The 24,221-nt window shown below is 32.1% G+C and carries 24 protein-coding genes and 1 riboswitch; of the genes, 12 read left to right on the top strand and 12 right to left on the bottom strand.

What is annotated here, in order from left to right:
- Positions 1-42: 42 nt before the first annotated feature.
- Complete coding sequence (locus J1D01_RS00240; RefSeq protein WP_372937490.1) at positions 43-261, bottom strand: DUF6515 family protein; 219 nt, start codon at positions 259-261, stop codon at positions 43-45.
- A 78-nt stretch (positions 262-339) separates the two neighbouring features.
- The gene (locus tag J1D01_RS00235; RefSeq protein ID WP_372937489.1) at positions 340-852 is read right to left on the bottom strand and encodes an acyl-CoA thioesterase; all 513 of its coding nucleotides are present in this window, start codon (positions 850-852) and stop codon (positions 340-342) included.
- A 751-nt stretch (positions 853-1,603) separates the two neighbouring features.
- Here J1D01_RS00235 and J1D01_RS00230 point away from each other — a divergent pair.
- The 4 genes from J1D01_RS00230 (at position 1,604) to J1D01_RS00215 (ending at position 4,614) form a co-directional block, all read left to right on the top strand.
- Positions 1,604-2,485, top strand: coding sequence for a CPBP family intramembrane glutamic endopeptidase (locus tag J1D01_RS00230; protein WP_421149452.1), 882 nt, complete (start codon positions 1,604-1,606; stop codon positions 2,483-2,485).
- Between the two features lie 57 nt (positions 2,486-2,542).
- Positions 2,543-2,659, top strand: a complete 117-nt coding sequence (locus tag J1D01_RS00225) for a cysteine peptidase family C39 domain-containing protein (protein ID WP_421149451.1) — start codon at positions 2,543-2,545, stop codon at positions 2,657-2,659.
- Positions 2,660-2,862: 203 nt separating this feature from the next.
- Positions 2,863-2,968: riboswitch (TPP riboswitch) on the top strand.
- 46 nt (positions 2,969-3,014) lie between these two features.
- On the top strand, positions 3,015-3,620 hold the full coding sequence (gene pnuC, locus J1D01_RS00220; RefSeq protein ID WP_421149450.1) for a nicotinamide riboside transporter PnuC: 606 nt from the start codon (positions 3,015-3,017) through the stop codon (positions 3,618-3,620).
- A complete protein-coding gene (locus J1D01_RS00215) occupies positions 3,601-4,614 on the top strand; it encodes an acyl-CoA dehydrogenase (protein ID WP_372937801.1) in 1,014 nt (337 codons plus the stop codon). The genes pnuC and J1D01_RS00215 overlap by 20 nt, the downstream gene beginning before the upstream one ends.
- Before the next feature lie 12 nt (positions 4,615-4,626).
- Here J1D01_RS00215 and J1D01_RS00210 read toward each other — a convergent pair whose 3' ends face one another.
- Positions 4,627-5,562 (bottom strand): SPOR domain-containing protein, encoded by a 936-nt coding sequence (locus tag J1D01_RS00210; protein ID WP_372937800.1) that lies wholly within the window; start codon positions 5,560-5,562, stop codon positions 4,627-4,629.
- A gap of 148 nt (positions 5,563-5,710) precedes the next feature.
- Here J1D01_RS00210 and dprA point away from each other — a divergent pair, with 148 nt between their 5' ends.
- Entirely contained in the window at positions 5,711-6,814 is a 1,104-nt protein-coding gene (dprA, locus tag J1D01_RS00205; protein ID WP_421149449.1) for a DNA-processing protein DprA, read from the top strand.
- Here the strand turns inward: dprA and trpS are convergent.
- On the bottom strand, positions 6,811-7,779 hold the full coding sequence (trpS, locus tag J1D01_RS00200; protein WP_421149448.1) for a tryptophan--tRNA ligase: 969 nt from the start codon (positions 7,777-7,779) through the stop codon (positions 6,811-6,813). The genes dprA and trpS overlap by 4 nt on opposite strands.
- A gap of 75 nt (positions 7,780-7,854) precedes the next feature.
- Between trpS and J1D01_RS00195 the strand changes: the two genes are divergently transcribed.
- On the top strand, positions 7,855-8,592 hold the full coding sequence (locus J1D01_RS00195; RefSeq protein ID WP_421149447.1) for a lysophospholipid acyltransferase family protein: 738 nt from the start codon (positions 7,855-7,857) through the stop codon (positions 8,590-8,592).
- 84 nt (positions 8,593-8,676) lie between these two features.
- Here the strand turns inward: J1D01_RS00195 and J1D01_RS00190 are convergent, their stop codons facing one another.
- The 4 genes from J1D01_RS00190 to recA form a co-directional block, all read right to left on the bottom strand.
- Complete coding sequence (locus J1D01_RS00190; RefSeq protein WP_421149446.1) at positions 8,677-10,170, bottom strand: hypothetical protein; 1,494 nt, start codon at positions 10,168-10,170, stop codon at positions 8,677-8,679.
- Positions 10,171-10,716, bottom strand: coding sequence for an RNA polymerase sigma factor (locus J1D01_RS00185; RefSeq protein ID WP_421149445.1), 546 nt, complete (start codon positions 10,714-10,716; stop codon positions 10,171-10,173).
- A gap of 31 nt (positions 10,717-10,747) precedes the next feature.
- Positions 10,748-11,158, bottom strand: coding sequence for a hypothetical protein (locus J1D01_RS00180; RefSeq protein WP_421149444.1), 411 nt, complete (start codon positions 11,156-11,158; stop codon positions 10,748-10,750).
- 112 nt (positions 11,159-11,270) lie between these two features.
- Positions 11,271-12,269 carry a recombinase RecA gene (gene recA, locus J1D01_RS00175; RefSeq protein ID WP_076698998.1) on the bottom strand — a complete coding sequence of 333 codons (999 nt, stop codon included), beginning with the start codon at positions 12,267-12,269 and terminating at the stop codon, positions 11,271-11,273.
- A 331-nt stretch (positions 12,270-12,600) separates the two neighbouring features.
- Between recA and J1D01_RS00170 the strand changes: the two genes are divergently transcribed.
- The 5 genes from J1D01_RS00170 to J1D01_RS00150 all read left to right on the top strand — a co-directional run bounded on the left by J1D01_RS00170 (position 12,601) and on the right by J1D01_RS00150 (position 18,291).
- Positions 12,601-13,845 (top strand): peptidase U32 family protein, encoded by a 1,245-nt coding sequence (locus J1D01_RS00170; RefSeq protein WP_372935440.1) that lies wholly within the window; start codon positions 12,601-12,603, stop codon positions 13,843-13,845.
- The gene (locus J1D01_RS00165; RefSeq protein ID WP_076699001.1) at positions 13,845-14,075 is read left to right on the top strand and encodes a ferredoxin; all 231 of its coding nucleotides are present in this window, start codon (positions 13,845-13,847) and stop codon (positions 14,073-14,075) included. The genes J1D01_RS00170 and J1D01_RS00165 overlap by 1 nt, the downstream gene beginning before the upstream one ends.
- Positions 14,076-14,176: 101 nt before the next feature.
- Complete coding sequence (locus J1D01_RS00160; protein ID WP_372935438.1) at positions 14,177-15,367, top strand: PSP1 domain-containing protein; 1,191 nt, start codon at positions 14,177-14,179, stop codon at positions 15,365-15,367.
- Positions 15,354-15,875 carry a gliding motility lipoprotein GldH gene (locus J1D01_RS00155; RefSeq protein WP_076702355.1) on the top strand — a complete coding sequence of 174 codons (522 nt, stop codon included), beginning with the start codon at positions 15,354-15,356 and terminating at the stop codon, positions 15,873-15,875. Before J1D01_RS00160 ends, J1D01_RS00155 begins: the two co-directional genes overlap by 14 nt.
- A 61-nt stretch (positions 15,876-15,936) precedes the next feature.
- Entirely contained in the window at positions 15,937-18,291 is a 2,355-nt protein-coding gene (locus J1D01_RS00150; RefSeq protein ID WP_372935435.1) for a penicillin-binding protein 1A, read from the top strand.
- A gap of 3 nt (positions 18,292-18,294) precedes the next feature.
- Here the strand turns inward: J1D01_RS00150 and J1D01_RS00145 are convergent, their stop codons facing one another.
- Positions 18,295-20,253, bottom strand: coding sequence for an acetoacetate--CoA ligase (locus J1D01_RS00145; RefSeq protein ID WP_421149443.1), 1,959 nt, complete (start codon positions 20,251-20,253; stop codon positions 18,295-18,297).
- 246 nt (positions 20,254-20,499) lie between these two features.
- On the opposite strand from J1D01_RS00145, the gene J1D01_RS00140 reads away from it, so the two are divergent.
- Positions 20,500-20,652, top strand: coding sequence for a hypothetical protein (locus J1D01_RS00140; protein ID WP_157607934.1), 153 nt, complete (start codon positions 20,500-20,502; stop codon positions 20,650-20,652).
- Here the strand turns inward: J1D01_RS00140 and J1D01_RS00135 are convergent.
- The 3 genes from J1D01_RS00135 to J1D01_RS00125 are packed head-to-tail and all read right to left on the bottom strand — an operon-like array spanning position 20,647 to position 24,180.
- A complete protein-coding gene (locus J1D01_RS00135) occupies positions 20,647-22,326 on the bottom strand; it encodes an ABC transporter ATP-binding protein (RefSeq protein WP_372935431.1) in 1,680 nt (559 codons plus the stop codon). The genes J1D01_RS00140 and J1D01_RS00135 overlap by 6 nt on opposite strands.
- Positions 22,326-23,039, bottom strand: a complete 714-nt coding sequence (locus J1D01_RS00130; RefSeq protein WP_372935429.1) for a 3'-5' exonuclease — start codon at positions 23,037-23,039, stop codon at positions 22,326-22,328. Before J1D01_RS00130 ends, J1D01_RS00135 begins: the two co-directional genes overlap by 1 nt.
- Positions 23,029-24,180 (bottom strand): serine hydrolase domain-containing protein, encoded by a 1,152-nt coding sequence (locus J1D01_RS00125; protein ID WP_421149442.1) that lies wholly within the window; start codon positions 24,178-24,180, stop codon positions 23,029-23,031. Before J1D01_RS00125 ends, J1D01_RS00130 begins: the two co-directional genes overlap by 11 nt.
- Positions 24,181-24,221 lie beyond the last annotated feature (41 nt).

Here is a 24,221-nt window from a genome sequence, read left to right as displayed (position 1 = left end):
TTATGAAAGTGTAGAAATTCTACATTTTTAGAATGGTGTTTTTTAAACCCTTACAACAACATAACCTTTTCTAGTTTTTCTATAATGTTTCCCATTCCAGAAATAGTAACGTTTACCTTTAACTCTTACAATTTTGTAATGTTTTGGTAGCGTTTTTACAATCGTAACTTTGGTTACAGGTCTTGTTGTGGTAACACGTGTTGCACAAGATGATAAATTAAATAATAAAAAAGCCGAAATTAAAATAAAAAAAGTTCTCATAGCAGTATTTAATTTAGGTTAATATGCTATTAAGACTTGTGTAAAAGGTAAAAGTTTAAAATTTAGTTATTAACGGTATTATTCCATAAAGAAAGCCTTTAGTTCGGTAGCATCGTGTGGTTTTATTTTTCCAGCTAATAATAAACTAAGTTGTTTTCTGCGTAAAGCAGCATCAAAACGGTCTTTTTCAAGTTTGGTTTCAGGAATAACTTCGGGCACCGTAATGGGGCGCCCTGTTTCATCTACAGCTACAAAAGTATATATGGCTTCATTAGCCTTGGTTTTTTCACCAGATTCTCGGTCTTCAATCCAAACATCAATAAACACTTCCATAGAGGTGTTAAAAGCTCTAGTAACTTTAGCTTCAACCGTAACTACACTACCTAACGGAACAGCTCTATTAAATGCTACATGATTAACAGATGCAGTTACAACAATACGTCTGCTATGGCGTCTAGCAGCTATACTAGCAGCTCTATCCATTCGCGCTAGTAGTTCGCCACCAAATAAATTATTTAGCGGATTGGTTTCACCGGGTAAAACCATATCAGTTAATATTGTTTTAGATTGTTCTGGTGTTTTTGCTTTCATTTAAGGTTATTTAATGTTTGCAAAGGTACTCTTTTTAGGTTTTGGGAAAGAAAAATACTTTACGGTGTAAATATTCTAATTTTAGGCTTTACGGAAAACCCACAATTGATTTTTAATAAAAGTATAAAATAGGTCATTTTTTGTATTTATAGCGTTGTGTCATTTTTCTATTTTTTTAATATTTGAGAGAATTTATAAAACTCAATTCTATTAAATGATGTGTAATTTAATTTTTATATTCATGTCTGTTTATTTTATTCATTGTGATGGACAGAACAATTCAATCATAAAATCTGTTGAATCTAAGAGAAAAAGACAAGATTCAATAGTAAAAAATCACCTTACATATTGTGCCGAAAACTATAATTACAGATACCAAATGCAAGAATAACAAACCTGTCTTGATGAAGGTTTAAAAGACATTACAATTACATACTTATGACAACAAAAAGTTTAAATTTAAGAGATACGAGGTAGGTATGAAATATTTGGATAATGCCATATTTTATGACGAAAAAGTTGGTTAAGTTACAGAGCTTTTATTAAGTGCATTTTTTCAAAAACCTACTGAGAAGCAATTAAAGATTTTGAAAAATGTATTAAAAATGAAGGTAATACTCAGTTTTAAGGGAAGCCTACAGGTCATTTCGATTTCAAAGATATAATAGCTTTATTAATAAGTTCTTTAATTACATTTAAAATTTATTGCTTTTCTAAATAAAAATTTAATAAAAATAATAAATAAACTTCTATGTATAGGTTGAAACAAATAGATTCGCATAAAACTGAAAAACCACTTAATACCATATTTCGTTTAATTTTATTCGCGATTTCTTATTTTTTTATAGTAGGTATTTTTCAATTTATAGGTCTTTTAGTTTCTAACGTAGATTATAATAATTTAGATGCCTCAAAAACAACTGAACAGCATTTAATTATATCTCTATTTGATTTTGTAGGTAATTTTTTGTTATTGTGGCTCTTTATGAAATATGTTGACAAGGAAAAGTTTATTAAACTTGGCTTTTCAATACAAAATAAAATTAAAGAAATTATTTTGGGTATTCTACTTGGTGTTTTAATCATGGGATTAGGGTTTTTAACACTCCTAATGCTAAACGAAATTAGTTTTTATGAGTTTAATTATAACTTTAAAGAAATAGTGTACTCCATTTTGGTTTATATTATAGTTGCGTTTGTAGAAGAAGCAATTTTTAGAGGTTATATCCTACGTAATTTCATGGCTTCATCCAATAATATTTTAGCTTTAATAATCTCTTCTATTTTATTTGCACTAGCGCATGGGTTTAATCCAAATATGGATTGGTTTAGTTATTTAGATCTATTTCTTGCAGGAATCTTATTAGGTATCTCTTATGTTTATACAAGAAATTTATGGTTTCCTATCGCTTTACATTTTAGCTGGAATTTTTTTCAAACCTTATTAGGTTTTAATGTAAGTGGACAAGATTTTTACTCTTTGATAGAGTTTAAGATAGAAGAGAAAAACATATTAAATGGTGGTGATTTCGGTTTTGAGGGTTCAATTTTTTCTATTATAGTTCAAGTATTATTAATTGTTGTCATAGTTTTATATTACGAACGAATAAAATCTAAAAAACTTCAAAATTAAACCCCACTGCAAACTTTTTGCAGTATACCCATTTAATATTGCCATACAAAATTTATTATGGCAAAAATCACAATAAAACAACACGATATAACAGACTGCGGAGCAGCCTGTTTAGCATCCATAGCAGCGCATTACAATTTACAAATGCCTATTATAAGATGTAAATGCCGATAAAATTGTGGTATTAGGTAAAGGTGAGGTGTTAGAAGAGGGTTCACATCAAGAATTGTATGATAAAAAAGAATATTATTTCAACTTATGGCAGCAACAAATACCTAATACAAGTTCAAAGAAATGTTAATCTTTGTTTTTAACGGTTATTCAAACTACTTAAAATTCTTTAATGATGCGTTTTTAATTAAACAATTATTTACATTTGCAAGAACATGGGGTGCTCTGTAAAGGGCTGAGATAATACCCAGGAGTTTTTGCTCCGTACCTGATTTGGATAATGCCAACGTAGGGATTTTTTAGAAAACGCAGTAACTGTTCTCACAGATGTTATCTCATGTTTTAAACCAAAATATTGATGATAACAGAACTACTTTCACAACTTACTTTACTACAATGGGTAGGAACCCTTTTTGGAGTAACTCAAGTGCTTTTAGCAAGAAAAAATAATATTAATAACTACTTATTTGGTATAGTTTCTATACTTATTAGCCTTTGGGTATTGTACCAATCTAAATTATATGCCGATATTTTGCTAAATCTTTATTATTTGGTGATGAGTATTTACGGTTGGTTTTACTGGAAAATGGGTAAGAAAAAAAAGGAAACCCCAATTTCATATGCCAATAAAAAAGAACATAAAGTGGCTTTAGGTATTGTTTTAGGATGTTTTTTATTAATGGCTTATTGGTTAAGTACCCATACCAATTCTGATGTACCTTATTGGGATGCTATTGCATGCGCATTTGCTTGGGCTGGTATGTGGCTTATGGCAAAACGTAAAATAGAAAATTGGGTGTATTTAAACCTAAGTAATATAATATCTATACCCTTACTTATTTACAAAGATTTATACGTATACGCTGGTTTAACAACCTTTTTGTTTGTTGTTGCTATATCTGGATATATAAAGTGGAAAAAAATTATTAAAAACGAAACCAAACATGACTATAGAACAGCTTAAAAAAAGGTGTTTTAATCAGGAAGTATTTCCAGACGACATTTTAAATTGGATTGCAAAAGAAAACCTTTGGAATATATGGATTCCTAAATCTTACGGTGGATTAGAAATGTCTTTTTCTGAAGGATTAAATAAACTCAGGTTTTTATCTGAAATTGATGGGAGTTTGGGTTGGACAGTTACGCTTTGTAGTGGTGCTAATTTTTTCTTTGGAAACTTAAAAAGTGATGCTGTTAATGCTATTTTTTCAAATCCAGAAAAATCCGCGTGTTTTGGTGGTAGCGGAGGTGTTTTTGGAACAGCCGAAAAAGAAGATAACGGTTATATTATTTCTGGTACCTGGAAATATGCAACAGGAGCGCCCTATCTTACTCATTTTACTTTAAATGCAAAAATTCTGGAAGATGGTAATGAGGTGTTAAATAAAAATGGAGACTGTTTAATCCGTTCTTTTGTAATAAGTAAGGATGATGTAGAGGTTATTGAAGATTGGAACTCTATGGGCTTAAAAGCTACTGCTACGCATTCTTTTAAGGTGAAAAATAAATGGGTGCCTAAAAAGTTCAGTTTTGTATATAATGAATTACATCATGACCATCCTATTTTTAAAATTAATTTTGCTGTATTTGCAGATTTAACATTGTGGGTTAACTATCTAGGTATAGCAGCTCAGTTTTATAAAGAAGCTCAAAATGTAATTAAAGAAAACATAGCTTTATTAGATAAATTATTAGCAATTATTACAAAAGCCGATGCTGAAATAAAGCAATATGCTTTACAGATAGAAAATTGTATTTATTCAGAAAAATTAATACCAGAAACATGGATGAATAAAATACATAAAGAGGCTTCAAACTCTGTAAAAGCACTTTCAAATGCTATTATAGAAGTATACCCTTTTCTAGGAATTGAGGCGTGCAAACAAGATAGTAGATTACATTATGTGTTTAAAGACTACTTTACAGCTACCCAACATCACATTTTCAGTAAAAAATAAATTAACTAATAATTAATCTATGGTTCTAACGTCTAACCAAGCTTCTGGGTTATGTGTTTTTTTAATGTTACGAAGTGCACGTAAGGCTTCAAATCGGTCTTCGTAGCTGCCATATACAACCTCGTGTAAACCATATTTGTTAACACCTAATTTTCTAGCTTTAAAACCTTCTGCTTTAAGTTGTTTAATTTTTTTAATGCAATTTTCTTCAACTCTAAAAGCACCAGCTACAATATGGTATTTGCCTGTTTGTTTAGTAACTTTTAAATTAATAGCAGGTAATGGGTTTAAACTAAAAGTAGCTTGTTGTATTTTGTTTTCTAATTCTTGAGCGGCTTCTTCTTGCGCTAATTGGTTATGCGTTTTAACATCATTTACATAATAATTAGATGCAGCAAAACCACCTAAAGTCAACGCAATTAAAGCTACAGCAGCATATTTTAAATAAGATTTAGATTTGCGTTTCTCTGTTGTAATAGCAATAGGAACAACTTTTTCAATTGCTTCAACTTCTTTTTTATAAACCTCTCTTTTAACAGATGGAGACACAAACTGAGATAGCCCAAATGAATCTGTTAAATAATTAAGATGATAACTAGGTTCAAACAATATTTTACCTTCATTATTTAAGGCTATTTCACCTATATTTTTAAAGGTAAGCGTTTCACCTTGAGTTAAAAAAGACTTTAATATTTTAACACGTTTAGCTATTTTTTTATTAGCTTCTTCAAAAGGAATTTTTTCAATATCAGCAATATAATGTGCTAATAAACCATCATTTTTTTGAATTTGCTCATTAAAAGATAAACTTTTGCTAGGAGCAGAAAACGTGTTGGTAGAATCATCAATAGAGGCCGATTTACGTTGCGTTAAAAACGCTCCAAATTCTGGAATTGTAACGCATTCGTATCGGTATAATAAGTCGCTAATGTAGGTTTCAAGTTGCATGAAAACAAAGTTAAAAAAATTAGTTTTACTTAAAAGCCTACTCAAAACTATTTATTAACAAACACAAGTATTTTACCATTTATAGATTGGGGTTTACTTTTTTAATTAAAATTGCTTTTCTTGTAGCTACAAAATTACATTTACACAAATGACTGAAAATGATTTGCTTTACATACTAGCACTTCAGCATGTGCCTAAAATAGGAGATATTACAGCTAAAAGACTTATTTCGTTTTGTGGGTCGGCAGAAGCCGTTTTAAAAGAAAAAAAGCAAAATCTTATTAAAATTGATGGCATTGGTTTATCAATATTAGAAGGAATTCATAGTTCTAATCACTTAAAGGCTGCTGAAAACGAAATTGAATTTATTAAAGCCAACAATATAAGAGTTACCTATTTTAAAGATGAAAGCTACCCCGAACGGCTAAAACATTGTATTGATGGACCTATCTTATTGTTTCAATCTGGAAATATTAATTTAAAAAATCATAGAATAATTAGTATTGTTGGCACTCGTAAAATTACCACTAATGGTATAGCATTTTGCGAAAAACTAATAGAACAATTAACACCCTATAACCCAGTAATAGTTTCTGGGTTTGCTTACGGAACTGATATCACAGCGCATAAAGCAGCTATAAAAAATAACTTGCAAACTGTGGGCTGTTTAGCGCATGGGTTAAACCAAATTTACCCAAAATCTCATAAAAAATATATGGTTGATGTAGAACAAAACGGAGGCTTTTTCTCAGATTTTTGGAGTACAGATGTTTTTGATAGAAATAATTTTTTAAAGCGAAATAGAATTATAGCCGGATTAAGTGAAGCCACTATTGTTATTGAATCTGCCGAAAAAGGAGGAAGCTTAGTAACTGCCGATATTGCCAATTCTTACAACAGAGATGTTTTTGCCGTTCCTGGTAGGGTTACAGATACCCAAAGTATTGGGTGTAATAATTTAATTAAACAACAAAAGGCTTTGTTGCTTTCAAACCCTTTAGATGTTCCGTATATTTTAAATTGGCAGTTGGAAGACAAACCTAAACCTACCGTACAAAAACAATTATTTGTAGAGCTTGATGCTACTGAAAAATTAATATATAATTACTTAAAAGAAAACAATAAACAACAACTAGATATTATTGCGTTAAATTGTAGCCTACCTATTTTTAAAGTATCAAGTACCTTATTGAATATGGAGTTAAAAGGGGTTGTTAGGCCTTTACCAGGGAAAATGTTTGAGGCGCTTTAATACCCAATTTTTGTTCTTACTCTATTTAAAACTTTATTAGCAACTATTTTGGCTTTTTCAGCACCAACACCAAGCACCTTGTCTAGCTCATTAAGGTTATTCATATAATAGTGATATGTTTCTCGTTGTTTAGCAAATTTTTCAACAATAAGCTCATACAAGGCTTGTTTAGCGTGCCCATAACCATAATTACCGTTTTCGTAATTAGCTTTCATAGCGGCTATTTGCTCATCTGATGCTAATAATTTATAAATAGCAAAACAATTACAAGTACTCCAGTCTTTAGGTTCTTCAAGCGGTGTGCTATCTGTTTGAATACTCATAATTTGCTTACGCAGCTTTTTATCATTTAAAAATATATTGATGGTGTTGTTTCTACTTTTACTCATTTTTTCACCATCAGTACCAGGAATAAGCATGATGTTTTCCTGTATTTTTCCTTCGGGTATTACAAAGGTTTCTCCCATTTTATTATGAAAACGAGAAGCAACATCACGAGTCATTTCAATATGCTGAAGTTGGTCTTTACCAACGGGAATAATATCGGCATCATACAACAAAATATCTGCTGCCATAAGCATAGGGTAGGTAAATAAGCCAGAGTTAACATCGTCTAATCTATCGGCTTTGTCTTTAAAACCATGTGCAAGCGTTAAACGTTGGTACGGAAAAAAGCAACTTAAATACCATGATAATTCGGTAACTTGAGGCACATCGCTTTGTCTGTAAAATACTGTTTTTTCTATATCTAAACCAAAAGCTAACCAGGTTGCAGCCACAGAATAGGTGTTATTACGCAATGTTTCTGCATCTTTAATTTGTGTAAGTGTATGCAAATTTGCAATAAATAAATACGAATCGTTTTCTGGCTTTTCAGCCATTTTTATTGCAGGTATAATTGCGCCTAAAATATTTCCTAAATGCGGTGTTCCTGTACTTTGTATACCAGTTAGTATTCTTGCCATAATTAATTTTAATGTGCAGGCAAAGGTAATTTTTTTAATAGAAATGCTCAATACAATTGTGTATTTTTGACCAGAATGATTGTTTTTAAATATATTTTCTGGACACTTTACCGCATTTGGTTTTACATTCTTGTGGCGGTACCTATTATAGTATTGTTTCCTTTGTTGTTGTTATCAATTTCAAAGGAATCATGGTATCCTTTCTTTTTTAAATTGGCGCGTTTTTGGGCTAAATTTATTTTAATAGGTATGGGGTTTAGATGTTCTTTTATAAAAGAGGAAATTCCGGTAAAGGGAAAAAGCTACATGTTTATAGCAAATCATACGTCTATGGTAGATATTATGTTGATGTTAGCATCAGTTAAAAATCCTTTTGTATTTGTAGGTAAAAAGGAATTGGCAAAAATACCGTTGTTTGGGTTTTTCTATAAACGCACTTGTATTTTAGTAGATAGAAGTTCTGTTAAAAGTAGACAAGCAGTTTTTTTAAGGGCTCAAAGAAGGCTTAAGCAGGGTTTAAGTATTTGTATTTTTCCTGAAGGTGGCGTGCCAGAGGAACATATTGTGCTAGATAACTTTAAGGATGGTGCTTTTAGGTTAGCTATAAATCACCAAATTCCAATAGTGCCTTTAACGTTTGCCGATAATAAAAAACGATTTTCTTATACTTTTTTTAGTGGTGGCCCTGGTAGAATGCGGGTTAAAATTCATAAATTCTTATTAACTCATGGCTTAACAGTTGAAGATACTAAGTACTTAAATGAAAAGGCTAGAATGTTAATATTGAATCAGTTAAAAACTTTTAATCAATAAAAAACTGCTCTGGGAAGGAGCAGTTTTTTTGATAATGGTTTCCGAGCTTAATTGAAAACTCATTACCCAGATCTAACCAAAAACCTAGAATTTTATAGCAAAACCGGTATATACACCTATAAAATAGGGAGTAAAATTACCAGATGTATTATTAAATGTATTGAATTGATATTTAAACATGGGTTCTAAATTCAAATCTATTTTTTTAGTAAATTTATAATTAAGTCCTAAACCAAAATTGGCACTGTAGCTTACTTTATTTAAGTTATTGGCTTCACCTAAGAATACTCTAGAACCAGTTTCTGTTTCAGAATATATTTCGTTGTCATTTAAAAAGAATGAACTAAACCCACCAATAACATTAAGACCAAGTTTTTTATTAATTACAGCATATTGAATTTCTAAAGGTATTTCAATGTAACCAAATGCTTGGTTAATGGTTGTGTTGGTTGAGGTTAAAGATTGTGGTGCTTTATTTATAGTAGCTTCACTTACCAAAGAAACATTATTAGAGGCTGTGCTATTACTACTAGTACCTTCTTTAACGTTTCTTAAAGAACTTTGAACTACACCAGCTGTATTAACTATAACAACGTCATTAGTATTATATCCTAAGTTTAACTTATTAATACCAGTACGTATACTTACTTTATTATTTAATGCGTAACTAGCAGATATACCATAACTCATATTAACTTCGCCAGTTTTAGAGTTGTTATTAAATTGTGGATCTAAGGAAGAACCTTGCCCTAAGGTATTAAAATAAACAGGAGCTGCATTGGGTGTAACTGCCCACCGTGTAGGTTTTTTGGTTTCTTCTAAAAGTTCATTGTTTTCTTCTAAAGCTTCTTCAATAGTAAGAGGTGCTTTTTCTTCTTTATTCTCAGCAACAGTTTGGTTTTGCTTTTCTGTTACTTTGTTTTTTGTTTGGGCTAAACTGTTGTTTTTTGTTGATTTATTTTGAAGAGTATCAGCGTCATCAATTTCTTCGTTAGGTTTAATACTTGCCAAAGCATTATTATTTATGTTGTTCTGCGTTTTATTCTGATTATTGGTTTCTTTTGATTTTGCAATAGCTTTGTTATTCTGATTATTGGTGAAGTTGCTTTTTAATTTTTTATCAACACCATTATTGTTTTTTGTTTTTGTTTCTGAACTTTTGGCAATAGATGTTTTGTTTTCTGGAACAGAATTGTTTGAAGGAGCTAGGGCTTCATCTAATTTTTCAAGGGCTTCATTATTTTCTTTAGAATTAGAAATAGCAGAATTTTTCTTGTTTAACTCATTGGGTGTGTTTGAGTTTTTTAAGTCTAAGGAATGGGTGTTATTGTCTTCTTCAGTTACTACCTCAATAGGGTCTGTATTACTACTTTTATTAAAATAAAAACCGCCTATTGTAAGTGAAAGCAAAAGTAATGCTGCAACACCTGCATAGCGCCACCAAATAGGGATAACTCGTTTTTTCTTTTTCTTGTTTAGGTTAGCTTCTATGTTTTTCCAAACAGCATCACTTGGAGTAGCTTCAAAATCTTTAAAGCTTTCTTGAAATAACCTATCAATATGTTTTTTATCACTCATTTATAATGATTGTAAACTTTGAGACAATTTGTAATCTTTTATATTCTGTTTCAAAATCTGTCTTGCACGCGCTAAGTTAGATTTTGAAGTGCCTACATTTATGTTTAGCATGTCTGCTATGTCTTTATGTGAATATCCATCAAGTACATAGAGGTTAAAAACCAACCGATACCTATCTGGTAATTCTTGAATGATTTGTAAAAGAAAATCTAAAGAGAAGTTTTCATCATCATCAACTTCAATTGCTTCGTCTTCAATGTTGTTTTCATTTACTATATCAAAAACTTTATCATTTCTGTACTTTTGTAAAACGGTGTTTACAGTAATGCGTTTTATCCAGCCTTCAAAAGAACCTTTATGTTTATATTGCCCTATTTTGTTGAAAATTGTAAGAAATGCGTCCTGTAAATTATCTTCAGCTTCGGCATAGTTACGCGAATACTTTAAGCAAATGGAAAATAGTTTGCTTGAAAAAAGCTTGTATAATTCTCCTTGAGCTTTAGTATCATTAATTTTACAATTTTCTATGAGTTGGTTTAAACTCAAATTAAAACATGCATTAATTAATTATTCTTTTTTACTCTACAACAGGCACTTCTATGGTTAAGAATTGGCTTTCACCGTTGTCGTCATCACCTTGCCAAAACTTAAAGATATAAGAACCATTACTAGTTACTATAAAATTAAGCGTAACTTCTACAAGTTCATCTGTAAGAGTTTCACAATTGTCATCTTCAAATACATAGTTTATTGGTGCCACTGTTCTTTCATTGAGTTCTTTTAAATAGTAAAAGTCTCTAAAAGCATAACAAGTTGAGGGTCTAAAATAAGAAATAGTAATAGGATAGGTTTCTCCTAATACAAACTCTGTGGGCATATCTACACTCTCAACAGGTAAAATTTCAAAACTATAATTGGCGCCATCATCGTCAACACTACAAGATGCAAAAAACAATAGTGTTAAACACAGTGCAATAACTCTTTTCATAGCAAATGGTTTTAGGGTTAAATACATGTTTTAACCTATAGATGCTACTGAGGTAGAATGGTTGCGTACGAAAATAAAAAAATCCCGATAATTTCGGGATTTTATATGGTTTTTATGAAGTTACAATATCTCTAACTTTGGTTTCAAGTTCTTCCATAAGTTCAGGATTATCTTTTATTAGGTTTTTAACGGCGTCTCTTCCTTGACCTAATTTAGTGTCTTGATAGCTAAACCATGAACCACTTTTTTTAATAATTTCATTATCTACAGCTATGTCTAAAATTTCACCTACTTTAGAAACACCTTCGCCATACATAATATCAAATTCGGCCATTTTAAAAGGTGGTGCTACTTTATTTTTCACCACTTTTACTCTTGTTTTATTTCCCGCAATACTACCATCAGTATTTTTTATTTGGGTAGAACGTCTAATATCTAATCTTACCGATGCATAGAATTTTAAGGCGTTACCACCGGTTGTGGTTTCTGGGTTACCAAACATAACACCAATTTTCTCACGTAACTGGTTAATAAAAATAACAGTACAATTAGTTTTACTAATAGATGCTGTTAATTTACGTAATGCTTGAGACATTAAACGCGCATGAAGCCCCATTTTAGAGTCGCCCATTTCGCCTTCAATTTCACTTTTTGGTGTTAAAGCGGCAACCGAATCTACTACTACAATATCAATAGCACCAGAACGAATTAAGTTATCTGCAATTTCTAAAGCTTGTTCGCCATTATCAGGTTGAGAGATAATAAGGTTATCAATATCAACGCCTAGTTTTTCGGCATAAAATCTATCAAAAGCATGTTCTGCATCAATAAATGCGGCAATACCACCAGTTTTTTGAGCTTCAGCAATAGCGTGAAGTGTTAGTGTGGTTTTTCCCGATGATTCTGGACCATAAATTTCTATTACTCTACCGCGTGGATAACCACCAACACCTAAAGCAATGTCTAATCCTAAAGACCCTGATGAAATAGCATCAACATCTTCTACTGCGGCATCACTCATTTTCATTACAGTGCCTTTACCGTAGGCTTTGTCTAATTTATCTAATGTAAGCTTTAATGCTTTTAATTTTGCTTCTTTTTCGCTACTCATTTATCTGTTTTTTTTCTGAAGTTTTGTATGCTAAAATACTACTTCTTTTTTCACAATACAATTTTTATTACGCAACCTTTTTGTATAATTTGCATCTAGTATTAAAGTGGGAAAAACTTTGCTATGAAATAAGCCTACTAAGTTATAACTAAAACTAACTCAATTCTGACTGGAAAGCACTTTATGCCTCTAAAGTGCTTTTTCCTTTTTATTTTTAAAAACACTAATTAAGCTTACCACAAAATCAATGCTATTAATATAGTATTAAAAGCCTTACCTTTGCAAAATCTAAAAAAAGTAAGTCAGGTATTTTTAGAGCAAATAAAAAATTATGCAACAGATTGAATTAATGGCACCTGCCGGAAATTTTGAGTCGCTTCAAGCTGCGTTAGATAACGGAGCTAATTCAGTGTATTTTGGAGTAGAGCAACTTAATATGAGGGCAAGAGCATCGATAAATTTCACTTTGGATGATCTTGAGGAAATATCAAGAAGATGCAAAGAAAAAAATGTACGCACTTATCTTACCTTAAATACCATTATTTATGACCATGACTTATCAATTGTAAAAACATTGATAAAAAGAGCAAAAGAGGCAGATATTACTGCTGTTATTGCTATGGATCAAGCAGTAATTGGTATGGCTAGAGAACAAGGTATGGAGGTGCATATTTCTACTCAAATAAATATAACAAATATTGAAACTGTTAGGTTTTATGCTATGTTTGCCGATACTATGGTGTTGAGTAGGGAGTTGAGTTTACGCCAAGTAAAAAAGATTACAGAGCAAATTGAAAAGGAAGAAATAAAAGGACCATCAGGCAGATTGGTAGAAATTGAAATTTTTGGTCATGGTGCACTTTGTATGGCTGTTTCTGGTAAGTGTTACATGAGTTTACATTCTTATAACTCTTCTGCAAACAGAGGTGCTTGTAAACAAAATTGCCGAAAAAAGTATACCGTAATAGACCAAGAATCTGGTTTTGAAATGGAGCTAGATAATGAATATATCATGTCTCCTAAAGATTTATGTACTATAGATTTTCTAGACCAAGTTGTTGATGCAGGTATTAAAGTTTTGAAAATTGAAGGTAGAGGTAGAGCACCAGAATATGTAGCAAAAGTAATTAAATGCTACAGAGAAGCTATAGACAGTGTTGCAAACGGTACTTACAATAAAGAGGAAGTTATTTCTTGGATGCAAACTTTAGAAACCGTTTATAATCGTGGTTTTTGGAGTGGGTATTACCTAGGGCAAAAACTAGGAGAATGGAGCAAAGGTTCTGGTTCTCATGCAACCCAAAAGAAAGTATACATTGGCAAGGGTATGCACTATTTTCCAAAGCCAGAAATTGGCGAGTTTAAAATAGAAGCTTATGATCTTAAAATAGGAGATACTATTTTAATAACAGGCCCTACTACAGGAGTTAAAGAGTTAAATATTGAAGAAATGTTAGTTAATGATGAAAAACTAGCAACAGCATCAAAAGGAGACTCGGTTACTATTCCTTTAGGGTTTAGGATAAGACCTTCAGATAAGCTTTATAAAATTGTAGAAAACAAAGTGGAGGCTTAATGGTAGTAGTAACTTTGCAGCGCGAAAAGTGTATTGGGTGTAATTATTGTGTAGAATTAGCACCCAACCAGTTTCAAATGTCTAAAAAAGATGGAAAAAGTGTGTTGCTACATTCAAAAGAAAAAAAAGGCTTTTACACTATAAAATCTCAAGATGAATTTATTTTTGAAGATTGTGATAAAGCTGCCAAAGCATGTCCTGTAAAGATTATTAGTGTTAAAAATGTTTAGTTTTTAATGTAATTATAATAATCTTATCTTTACAAATCGAATTTAAATATGAACCGTCATTCGTAATAATTTAATTATTAACGAATTCAATATAAAAAAATATGGCTTGTGCAAGCTGTTCAACAAAAGATGGCCAACCCAAAGGCTGTAAAAATAATGGTACTTGCGGAACAGATAGTTGTAATAAACTAACTGTTTTTGACTGGTTATCAAATATGTCGCTTCCTAGCGGCGAGAAACCCTTTAATTGGGTAGAAGTTCGTTATAAAAACGGACGGAAAGAATACTACCATAACCCAGATAACATTTCACTTAGTATTGGCGATATTGTGGCTACCCAAGCAAAAGCAGGTCATGATATTGGGATGGTTACCCTTACAGGAGAATTAGTGCGCGTTCAAATGAAACGCAAAAATATCTCTGATAATGTTGAAGAAGGGCTTAAAATTTATAGAAAAGCATCACAAAAAGACATAGATATTTGGCAAAAAGCTCGTGATAGAGAAGAGGCTATGAAGGTAAAAGCCCGCCAATTTGCAATAGATTTAAAGTTGCAAATGAAAATATCTGATATAGAGTTTCAAGGAGACGGTAGTAAAGCAACTTTTTACTACACAGCCGAAGAACGTGTAGATTTTAGAGAACTCATTAAAGTATTTGCACGTGAGTTTAGAACTCGTATAGAAATGAAACAAGTGGGTTTCCGTCAAGAAGCTTCAAGACTTGGCGGCATAGGCTCTTGCGGAAGAGAATTGTGTTGTTCAACATGGTTAACAGATTTTCGTTCGGTAAGTACATCTGCAGCGCGTTATCAACAGCTATCATTAAATCCTCAAAAATTAGCAGGACAATGCGGTAAACTAAAATGCTGTTTAAATTATGAATTAGACACTTATTTAGATGCCTTAAAAGATTTCCCAAAATCAGACACCAAACTACAAACAGAAAAAGGTGTTGCCGTTTGCCAAAAAACCGATATTTTTAAAAGACATATGTGGTTTGCCTACGAAGGCGAATGGAATAATTGGTATAAATTAACCACAGAACAGGTTAATGAAATTATTGATTTGAACAATAAAAAACAAAAAATAGCAAGTCTTGAAGAATATGCTGCAGAGCTTGCCGATGATACTAAAACAGAGTTTGAGAACGTTGTAGGTCAAGACAGTTTAACACGTTTTGATAATCCAAAACCTAAAAAAAGACGTAAAAACAATAGGAACAGAAAGAATAACCGAAACAGAAGTAAAAACAAAAGAAAACCTCAAAACAGTAAAAATGCGGCAAAATAATCTTTCGACTGTGTTTAAGGCAGGTATTTGGCTATTTTTTTTAATTTTTTCTTTTGTGTTGGTTTCATGTGATTCTAATAGGGTATTTGATACGTATAAGTCAATTCCCAAAAAATGGCATAAAGACTCTATTGTTAGCTTTAAAATAAATCCACCAGACTCAACAAATGCCTACAATTTATTTGTTAATTTAAGAAATACAAATGCTTACAAATACAATAACTTGTTTTTAATTGTTGAAATGGTTTTTCCGCATGGGAAAACAATAAAAGATACTTTAGAGTATAGAATGGCAGACCCTAGTGGCAAGCTACTAGGAACCGGATATACCGATGTTAAAGAAAATAAACTCTGGTATAAAGAACGTGTTGTTTTTAACGAAACAGGAGAGTACACGGTAAATATTCAACATGCTATGAGAGAAAGTGGTAAGGTAAATGGAGTTGTTGAATTAGAAGGAATTACCGATGTGGGTTTTAGAATTGAAAAACCAGTAACCACCAAATAAAAATAGAGAATCAATTGTCACACTAAGCCTAGGCTAAGTGTTTTTAATATTTTAAGAATAAATGGCAAAAGCAAAAAAGAAAGAAACCACAGCCCCAGATTTTTCAAAATACGTTCGTTGGTTTTGGATGTTGTTTTCTGCGGGCATTTTATCTGTAGTACTTATTTTTTTATTAGCCTCATGGGGTGTTTTTGGTGATATGCCAGACCACACCGTATTAGAAAACCCAAGAACAAATTTAGCTACAGAAATTATTTCTTCTGATGGGGAAACCCTTGGGAAGTTCTATTTTAATGACAACAGAACTCCTGTTAGTTATGATGATTTACCTAAACATTTAGTAGATGCTTTAATAGCTACTGAAGACGCACGTTTCCATAGCCATTCAGGTATAGATGCCAGAGGAACACTTCGTGCTGTTGTAAAAATGGGTCAAGGCGGAGGTGCTAGTACCATTTCACAACAATTGGCAAAACAATTATTTCATGGCGAAGGATCTAAAAATACAGTTGGAAGAATTCTTCAAAAGGTAAAAGAATGGATTATTGCTACCAGATTAGAAAAACAATATACCAAAGAAGAAATTATAGCACAGTATTTTAATATTTACGATTTTGGTAATAATGCCGATGGTATCCGTAGTGCAGCACGTATTTATTTTGGTAAAGAGCCTAAAGAATTATCTGTAAAAGAGTCGGCTATGTTGGTAGGAATGTTTAAAAACTCATCACTCTACAATCCAAGACCTCATAGAAATCCAGTAGGTGTTAAAAATAGGCGTAATGTGGTGTTGGCACAAATGTATAAGTACGATTATATTACAGAAGAAGTTAAAGATTCACTTCAAAAAACACCATTAGATTTAAATTACACACCAGAGTCTCACCGTGAAGGATTAGCTACGTATTTTAGAGGGTATTTAGATGGGTTTATGAAAGATTGGATTAAAAAAAATCCGAAACCAGACGGTTCAAAATGGAATTTATATAACGATGGATTAAAAATTTATACTACCATAGATTCTCGTATGCAAAAATATGCCGAAGATGCTGTACAACAACATATGCCAAGGCTACAAGCAGAATTTTTTCATCAAAATACACCAAAGCGTAACCCAACAGCACCGTTTTTAGATTTAACACATGGAGCCATAGACACTTTAATGCGTCGTTCTATGAAGCAATCAGAACGATGGAGGCATATGAAATACGATTTAAAAAAATCTGATAAAGAAATAGAAGCCTCTTTTCATAAACCAACCAAAATGACGGTTTTTGAATGGAAAGAAGGTAGAGCTAGCGAAGTAGATACGGTTATGAAACCGTGGGACTCTATGCGCTATTACAAATCTTTTTTACGTACAGGTATGATGTCTATGGATCCACATACAGGTCATGTTAAAGCTTGGGTTGGTGGTATGAATTATAGGCATTTTCAGTATGATATGGTTATGCAAGGAAAACGTCAAATAGGCTCTACCTTTAAGCCCTTTGTATATGCCACGGCTATAGATCAATTACATTATTCGCCGTGTCAAGAATTTCCAGACACGCCATTTTGCATTGAAGCAAACAAGTACGGAAACCCAGAAGAATGGTGTCCAAGAAACTCTGGTGGAGAAAATGATTACGGAGGAACAAGAACCTTAAAAAATGCATTAGCAAATTCTGTAAATACTATTACAGCTAGGTTAATTGATAAGGTTGGCCCGCAACCAGTAGTAGATTTGGTAAAAAAACTAGGTGTAGAGTCTGAAATTCTTCCTGTACCAGCAATTGCCTTGGGCGTTCCAGAAATTAGTGTTTATGAAATGGTAGGAGCTTATTCGGCCTTTGCAAATAAAGGAGTTTATACCAAACCAGTTATGGTAACTAGAATTGAAGATAAAAATGGTACGGTATTATACCAATTTAAACCAGAAACTCGTGATGTTTTAAGTGAAGAAACGGCTTATGTAGCTGTTAAGTTAATGGAAGGTGTTACAGAACATGGTTCTGGTGCTAGATTAAGAACTAAGGGAGCAGATTCTTATAGAGCAGATTATAGAGAAGTGGTTACAGGGTATCCCTATGAATTTACCAACCCAATAGCAGGTAAAACTGGAACTACTCAAAATCAAAGTGATGGCTGGTTTATGGGTATGGTGCCTAATTTAGTTACTGGAGTTTGGGTTGGTGCAGAAGATAGGGCTGCTCATTTTGCAAGTATAACCTACGGGCAGGGAGCTGCTATGGCATTACCTATTTGGGCGCTATATATGAAAAGCTGTTACGCTGATGAATCTCTTAACATTTCAAAAGAAGATTTTGAAGAACCTAAAGATTTATCAATAGTGGTTGATTGTTCTAAAATGTCAAAAGATAATCCTATTGATGATAATTTAGATGATGATATACCAGAAGAATTAGAGTTTTAAGTTCTAAATAGTTTTAGCAAATTCAATAAAAAACTTTACTGATTCTGGATTGCGCATAGCATCAATATTAATAGATTTTTCTATGGGCATTTTTAGTAGAATCTTTTTTATGGGTGCTTCCATTTTTTTTCCGCTAATGGTATAAGGAATGTCTTTTACTTCAAAAATTTCATCGGGTACATGACGCGGAGAATAATCACTTTTTAGTTGGTTATTAATGGCTTGTTTAATGTCGTCTGTTAAATCAATTCCTTCTTTAAGTTTAACAAATAGTGGCATGTAATGTTTGCCACCTTCTAATTCAAGATTAACTATTAAGGCATCTTCAATAGCTTTTATTTTATTTACAGCTCTGTAAATTTCACTAGTACCAATTCTTATACCGTGCCTGTTTAAAGTGGCATCAGAGCGTCCGTAAATAACAAGTCCGCCCGTTTTAGAGTTAATTTTAATAAAATCGCCATGGCGCCATTTGCCTGGGTAATCTTCAAAATAACTTGATTTATATCTGGCATTATCCTTATCGTTCCAAAAGTAAATAGGCATTGAGGGCATAGGTTTATCTATTACCATTTCGCCTAAATCATCTTCAATAGGGTTGCCTAAATCATCTAAAGCGTATAAAGACACTCCTAAAGCACGACATTGAATTTCACCAGAGTAAACAGCATTTAAAGGTGTACCCCCAACAAAAGCGGTGCAAACGTCTGTACCTCCGGCCATAGAGCATAACCAGACATCAGATTTAATGTTTTTGTAAACATAATCAAAAGCTTCGGCAGGTAAAGGGGCTCCCGTTGAGCTTATAGACCTTATAGATGATAGATTGTGTTTGTTTTTAATATCAAGTTGTTTTTTCATATTAGCTACCAAATAAGGAGCGCTAGTACCAAAATGATTAATGTTTAAATCATCTGAAAAGCCCCAAAGTGCATCAAATTTAGGATATGTTGGACTGCCATCATACAATACAATAGAAGCACCCATAAGAAGTGCTGATTGTAAAAAGTTCCACATCATCCAACCTGTGGTAGTAAACCAAAAGTAGCGTTCGCCTTCATGAACATCGTTATGAAACGCCATGTATTTATAGTGTTCTAATAAAACACCTCCATGAGAGTGTACAATGGCTTTTGGTAATCCTGTAGTTCCAGAGGAATACAACACCCAAATAGGATGGTTAAAATCTACTGCTTCAAATTGTAGTTTACCAGTATATGTGCTGAAAATGGTGTTAATGTTTATACAACCATCACTAAAACTATCAAGTGCGTTTTCATTTAAGTAAGGCAATACAATTACCTTTTTTAAAGTTGGAAGCGAGCTTATAATTTGTTTTACTGTATTGGTTTTATCATAAGGTTTACCATTGTAGTTATAGCCATCTACAGCAATTAAAACTTTGGGTTTAATTTGTGCAAACCGGTTTACAACACTTTCTGTACCAAAATCTGGAGACGTACTAGACCAAATGGCTCCTAATGCGTTTACGGCTAAAAATGCTATGGTAGCTTCGGGTACATTAGGCAAATAAGCTACAACACAATCGTTCTTTTTAATACCTATAGATTTTAAATAGGTTATCATGGAAGCTACTTTTTGTTCAAGTTCTCCCCATGAAATTTGAATGTGTTTTCCAGTTTCGTTACTAAAAAATATGGCTGTTTCTTTGGGTTTAGATTGTCTAAAAATATGTTCGGCATAGTTTAAAGTAGCGCCTTCAAACCACTTGCAGTTGGGCATGTTGTATGATGATAATACCCTAGAATACTGACTATGAGATTTTATATTGAAGTATTTCCAGATACTTTCCCAAAACATTTCGGTGTTATCTGCAGACCATTTCCATAATTCTTGGTAGTCTATAAATTTTAAACCATAATGTTTTGCTAGCCAATTACAATAGTTTTTTAAGTGGCTATTGTTTTTGAAATTATATGAAGCTTCCCAAAGTTTTTCCATTTAATAAAAAGTATGTTTCTATTCTCAAAGATAAATATATGAACTTTTAAAAAGACCATAATGAAGGGTTGATTTTAATTGCGATTAGATAAATTGTATTACAAATGTTAAAATAAAATGCATTTTAACGATTTAATATGTTTTTTGTCGTTAAAAATAAAAATTGTTACGATATTAGCTGTCCCCAAATAAACCAAATTTTTAATAGATTATTCCAAATCTACCATGAACTTAACCTACACAAATATGGAACCAAATCTACCTGAATTACCTACGGTTGAAACTAGTGAAGAGGAACAAATACCTTTTAATGAAAGTAAATTAAAAGAAACCCTTCAAGAAAACATTAGGTTTTTTAAAAGTTTGCTGTATTTAACTAAGAAAATATTCATGCTATAACCCTTTGGGTATAGCATGAATTAATTTTTTAGTGTAGTCTTTTTTAGGGGTGTTGTAAATGGTATCGGCATCATCTAATTCTTCAATTTGTCCTTGATTCATAACCAATAATTGGTCGCTCATATATTTTACAACGGCTAGGTCGTGTGAAATAAATATATAAGTAAAACCAAAATCTGCTTTAAGTTCATTTAGCAGATTTAAAACTTGTGCTTGAACCGAAATATCTAAAGCAGAAACAGATTCATCGCAAACAATTAGTTTAGGTTGCAGCGCAATTGTTCTGGCAATACCTATACGTTGGCGTTGACCACCAGAAAACTCATGTGGATAGCGGTTAAAATAATCTTCAGATAAGCCCACTTTATTTAATATTTCAACAACTTTTTCTTTTCGTTCTTTGTCAGAATTAAAAAGGTTATGCACTTGCATAGGCTCCATTATAGCTTCACCAACAGGAATTCTTGGGTTTAATGATGAATAGGGGTCTTGAAATATAATTTGAATGTCTTTTCTAAGCTTTTTTATCTCAGTTTTTGAAAGCTTTGTAATGTCTACACCGTTATATAAAATTTGTCCTGCCGTAGCTTTGTCTAATTGAAGAATAGCATTTCCTAAAGTAGATTTCCCGCAACCAGACTCACCAACCAATCCTAAAGTTTCTCCTTCATAAAGTTTAAAACTTACATTGTTTACAGCTTTAAAACTTTTTGGTTTTGTAAACCAACCAGATTTTGAAAAATAGGTTTTTTCAACATTTACAACCTCTAATAATGGTGGTTTACTGTATATGTTTTTGTGTTGAAGTTTTCGTTGTTCGTCACTTATTATTTCTGTTGAAATAGTATCATTTAAATAGTCTTGAATAGTTGGAAGTACTTTTAATCTAACATCTAAAGACGGGCGAGAATTAATAAGTGCTTTAGTGTAATTATGTTTAGGCGATTTAAAGATATTAGAAACCTTACCCTGCTCTACAATATTACCTTTATACATTACTAAAACCCTATTTGCTATTTCTGAAATTAGAGCCAAATCGTGCGTTATAAAAATAACACTCATTTTAGTTTCTTTTTGAAGCGTTTTAAGCAATTTTATAATGTCTTTTTGTACAGTAACATCTAAAGCTGTAGTGGGTTCATCTGCAATTAAAATATCGGGCTTACAAGCAATGGCCATGGCTATCATAACGCGTTGTTTTTGCCCGCCCGAAATCTCATGTGGATACGATTTAAATACGCGCTGAGGTTCTGGTAGTTTTACTTTTTCGAATAGTGAAATAACTTCTGCTTTAACTTCAGGTTTAGATAATGTTGTATGCTGAAATAATATTTCTTCAACTTGTTTACCACAGGTCATAGACGGGTTTAAAGAGCTCATAGGCTCTTGAAAAATCATACTTATTTTATTGCCACGAATTTTTTGATATTTTTTTATTGGGAGTGAAATTAAATTTAAGTTGTTATAAAGAATACTTCCAGAAGAAATGTTTGAAATATTTTTAGGAAGTAACCCCAGTATGGCTAAAGAAGATACAGATTTTCCGGAACCAGATTCGCCAACAATGCCAAGAATTTCGTTTTTATTTAAATGATACGAAATGTTATGAATAACCGTATTTTTACCAAACGAAATGGTTAAATCTTTAACTGTTAAAATAGGTTTTTTCTGCATTAAATATGAATAATTTCATCGTCATTTAAAATGTCATCACCACGTAATCTTAAAAAAATTTGAGCAACTGCTATGGTGTCTTTTTCGCAATATTGAATGATTCTATCTATGTTATTTTCTTCATAATAAACGCTATATACTTCACTACCATCAATATCATCTTTTGGTGAAGGTATGCCCAAAACATTGGTAAGTAATTTTAAAGACGTATAGTTTTTGTAATCACCAAATTTCCATAGCTCTAAAGTATCAAGATGTGGTACTTCCCAAGGTTTTTTGCCAAAAAGGTTTAATTTATAGGGTAACTCAATATTATTGATAATCATACGTCGGGCAATATAAGGAAAGTCGAACTCCTTTCCGTTATGGGCGCACAATAAATGTTTGGCCTGATTAAAATGCGTGGATAATAAATTTTTAAAATTGTTTAAAATGGTAATCTCATCGCCATAAAAAGAGGTAACTCTAAACTTTCTAAGCTCGCCTTGAAAATTAAAATACCCTACAGAAATACAAACTATTTTACCAAATTCTGCCCAAATTCCAGCTCGGTCATAAAACTCCTCGGCAGTAAATTCATCTTTTCTTTGGTATTGAGATTTGCTCTCCCAAAGTGCCTGTTTATCTTCATCTAAATCAGAAAAATATTGCTGCTCTGGAACTGTTTCAATGTCTAAAAATAATATGTTTTCTAAATTTAATTTAGAGATCATAGTCTAGCATTTTATAGGCTTCTTCAATATAAACGGTAATATCATTTGTAAATTTACCAACACCTTCATCGGGTGATTTTTTATGACCTAAACGTACAATAATAACATTATCGTTTGGTTCTACTAAAACATATTGCCCTAAGTGACCACGCATCATAAAAAAGTGTTTGTTGCCAACATCTTTTAACCACCAGCCATAACCGTATTCTGGACTTTCTTTAAAACGTGGTGTAATACTTTTTTTAACAAAAGTAGAGTCTAGAAGTTGTTTGCCATTCCATTTTCCGTTGTCTTTGTATAGTTTACCAAACCTAGCAAAGTCTCTGGCACTACTAGAAATACAACAGAAAGCTTTAGCTAATCGGTTATCTTTATCATCTACTTGCCAAAAGGCATCGTTTGCGGCTCCCATAGGTTTCCAAAAGCTTTCAGAAAGGTAATTAGATAAACTTTTACCTGTTGCCTTTTGTATAATCATACCCAGTAATTGTGTGCTTCCGCTTAAGTATTCAAAAGATTCTCCAGGTGTTTTTACTACTTTTTGGTTTAGTATGGTTTCGGCTAAATTATCGTCATAATTAGCTCTTGCTGTTACAGAAAAAGGACTTGTATAGTGTTCTACCCAATCTAAACCAGATGCCATTGATGATAAATCGCCAACGGTTGTTTTAGCATAATTGTATTGAGGATAAAAGTCGCTAATGGGTTGGTCTAGACTTTTTATATAACCATCCATAATGGCTTTTCCTAATAAAGCAGAGGTTATACTTTTTGCCATAGAAAACGAGTTGGTTTTAGAGGTGTTATTAAAACCATCGTAGTATTTCTCAAACCAAATGCTGTCATTTTTAATGATAATATAAGCAATGGTACCCCAATCTTGATTTACTTTACTAAGTTTTTTTGTAGGTGCTTTGCTATTATAATTTTTATGAATTGGCCATTCATCAACATGAGATCCTTTTTTAATAGTATCGTTTTCAAAGTAAGGATAATCATCTATAAAAGCTGTTTTATGGCCTGTAAAATACACAATTTTTGCGCCTCTAATAATATATCCATAATCAAAAACATAAAGTAAAATGATTAGAATAGCAATAATTGAGATAAGCCACTTAACAAGCTTTTTAAAAAATTTCATAGTTTAATGATTAATTTGTAGAAACTAAATATAAGAAAATT

It is taken from the genome of Seonamhaeicola sp. NFXS20 (genome assembly GCF_049132085.1).
In the GTDB taxonomy this organism is placed as follows: Bacteria; Bacteroidota; Bacteroidia; order Flavobacteriales; family Flavobacteriaceae; genus Seonamhaeicola.
This window is presented reverse-complemented; position numbering and strand designations above follow the sequence as displayed.

Excerpts from the sequence above, each read along its gene's own strand:
- J1D01_RS00240 (WP_372937490.1), bottom strand. The coding sequence starts at position 261 with ATGAGAACTTTTTTTATTTTAATTTCGGCTTTTTTATTATTTAATTTA.
- J1D01_RS00235 (WP_372937489.1), bottom strand. The coding sequence starts at position 852 with ATGAAAGCAAAAACACCAGAACAATCTAAAACAATATTAACTGATATG.
- J1D01_RS00230 (WP_421149452.1), top strand. The coding sequence starts at position 1,604 with ATGTATAGGTTGAAACAAATAGATTCGCATAAAACTGAAAAACCACTT.
- J1D01_RS00225 (WP_421149451.1), top strand. The coding sequence starts at position 2,543 with ATGGCAAAAATCACAATAAAACAACACGATATAACAGACTGCGGAGCA.
- pnuC (WP_421149450.1), top strand. The coding sequence starts at position 3,015 with ATGATAACAGAACTACTTTCACAACTTACTTTACTACAATGGGTAGGA.
- J1D01_RS00215 (WP_372937801.1), top strand. The coding sequence starts at position 3,601 with ATGACTATAGAACAGCTTAAAAAAAGGTGTTTTAATCAGGAAGTATTT.
- J1D01_RS00210 (WP_372937800.1), bottom strand. The coding sequence starts at position 5,562 with ATGCAACTTGAAACCTACATTAGCGACTTATTATACCGATACGAATGC.
- dprA (WP_421149449.1), top strand. The coding sequence starts at position 5,711 with ATGACTGAAAATGATTTGCTTTACATACTAGCACTTCAGCATGTGCCT.
- trpS (WP_421149448.1), bottom strand. The coding sequence starts at position 7,779 with ATGGCAAGAATACTAACTGGTATACAAAGTACAGGAACACCGCATTTA.
- J1D01_RS00195 (WP_421149447.1), top strand. The coding sequence starts at position 7,855 with ATGATTGTTTTTAAATATATTTTCTGGACACTTTACCGCATTTGGTTT.
- J1D01_RS00190 (WP_421149446.1), bottom strand. The coding sequence starts at position 10,170 with ATGAGTGATAAAAAACATATTGATAGGTTATTTCAAGAAAGCTTTAAA.
- J1D01_RS00180 (WP_421149444.1), bottom strand. The coding sequence starts at position 11,158 with ATGAAAAGAGTTATTGCACTGTGTTTAACACTATTGTTTTTTGCATCT.
- recA (WP_076698998.1), bottom strand. The coding sequence starts at position 12,269 with ATGAGTAGCGAAAAAGAAGCAAAATTAAAAGCATTAAAGCTTACATTA.
- J1D01_RS00170 (WP_372935440.1), top strand. The coding sequence starts at position 12,601 with ATGCAACAGATTGAATTAATGGCACCTGCCGGAAATTTTGAGTCGCTT.
- J1D01_RS00165 (WP_076699001.1), top strand. The coding sequence starts at position 13,845 with ATGGTAGTAGTAACTTTGCAGCGCGAAAAGTGTATTGGGTGTAATTAT.
- J1D01_RS00160 (WP_372935438.1), top strand. The coding sequence starts at position 14,177 with ATGGCTTGTGCAAGCTGTTCAACAAAAGATGGCCAACCCAAAGGCTGT.
- J1D01_RS00155 (WP_076702355.1), top strand. The coding sequence starts at position 15,354 with ATGCGGCAAAATAATCTTTCGACTGTGTTTAAGGCAGGTATTTGGCTA.
- J1D01_RS00150 (WP_372935435.1), top strand. The coding sequence starts at position 15,937 with ATGGCAAAAGCAAAAAAGAAAGAAACCACAGCCCCAGATTTTTCAAAA.
- J1D01_RS00145 (WP_421149443.1), bottom strand. The coding sequence starts at position 20,253 with ATGGAAAAACTTTGGGAAGCTTCATATAATTTCAAAAACAATAGCCAC.
- J1D01_RS00140 (WP_157607934.1), top strand. The coding sequence starts at position 20,500 with ATGGAACCAAATCTACCTGAATTACCTACGGTTGAAACTAGTGAAGAG.
- J1D01_RS00135 (WP_372935431.1), bottom strand. The coding sequence starts at position 22,326 with ATGCAGAAAAAACCTATTTTAACAGTTAAAGATTTAACCATTTCGTTT.
- J1D01_RS00130 (WP_372935429.1), bottom strand. The coding sequence starts at position 23,039 with ATGATCTCTAAATTAAATTTAGAAAACATATTATTTTTAGACATTGAA.
- J1D01_RS00125 (WP_421149442.1), bottom strand. The coding sequence starts at position 24,180 with ATGAAATTTTTTAAAAAGCTTGTTAAGTGGCTTATCTCAATTATTGCT.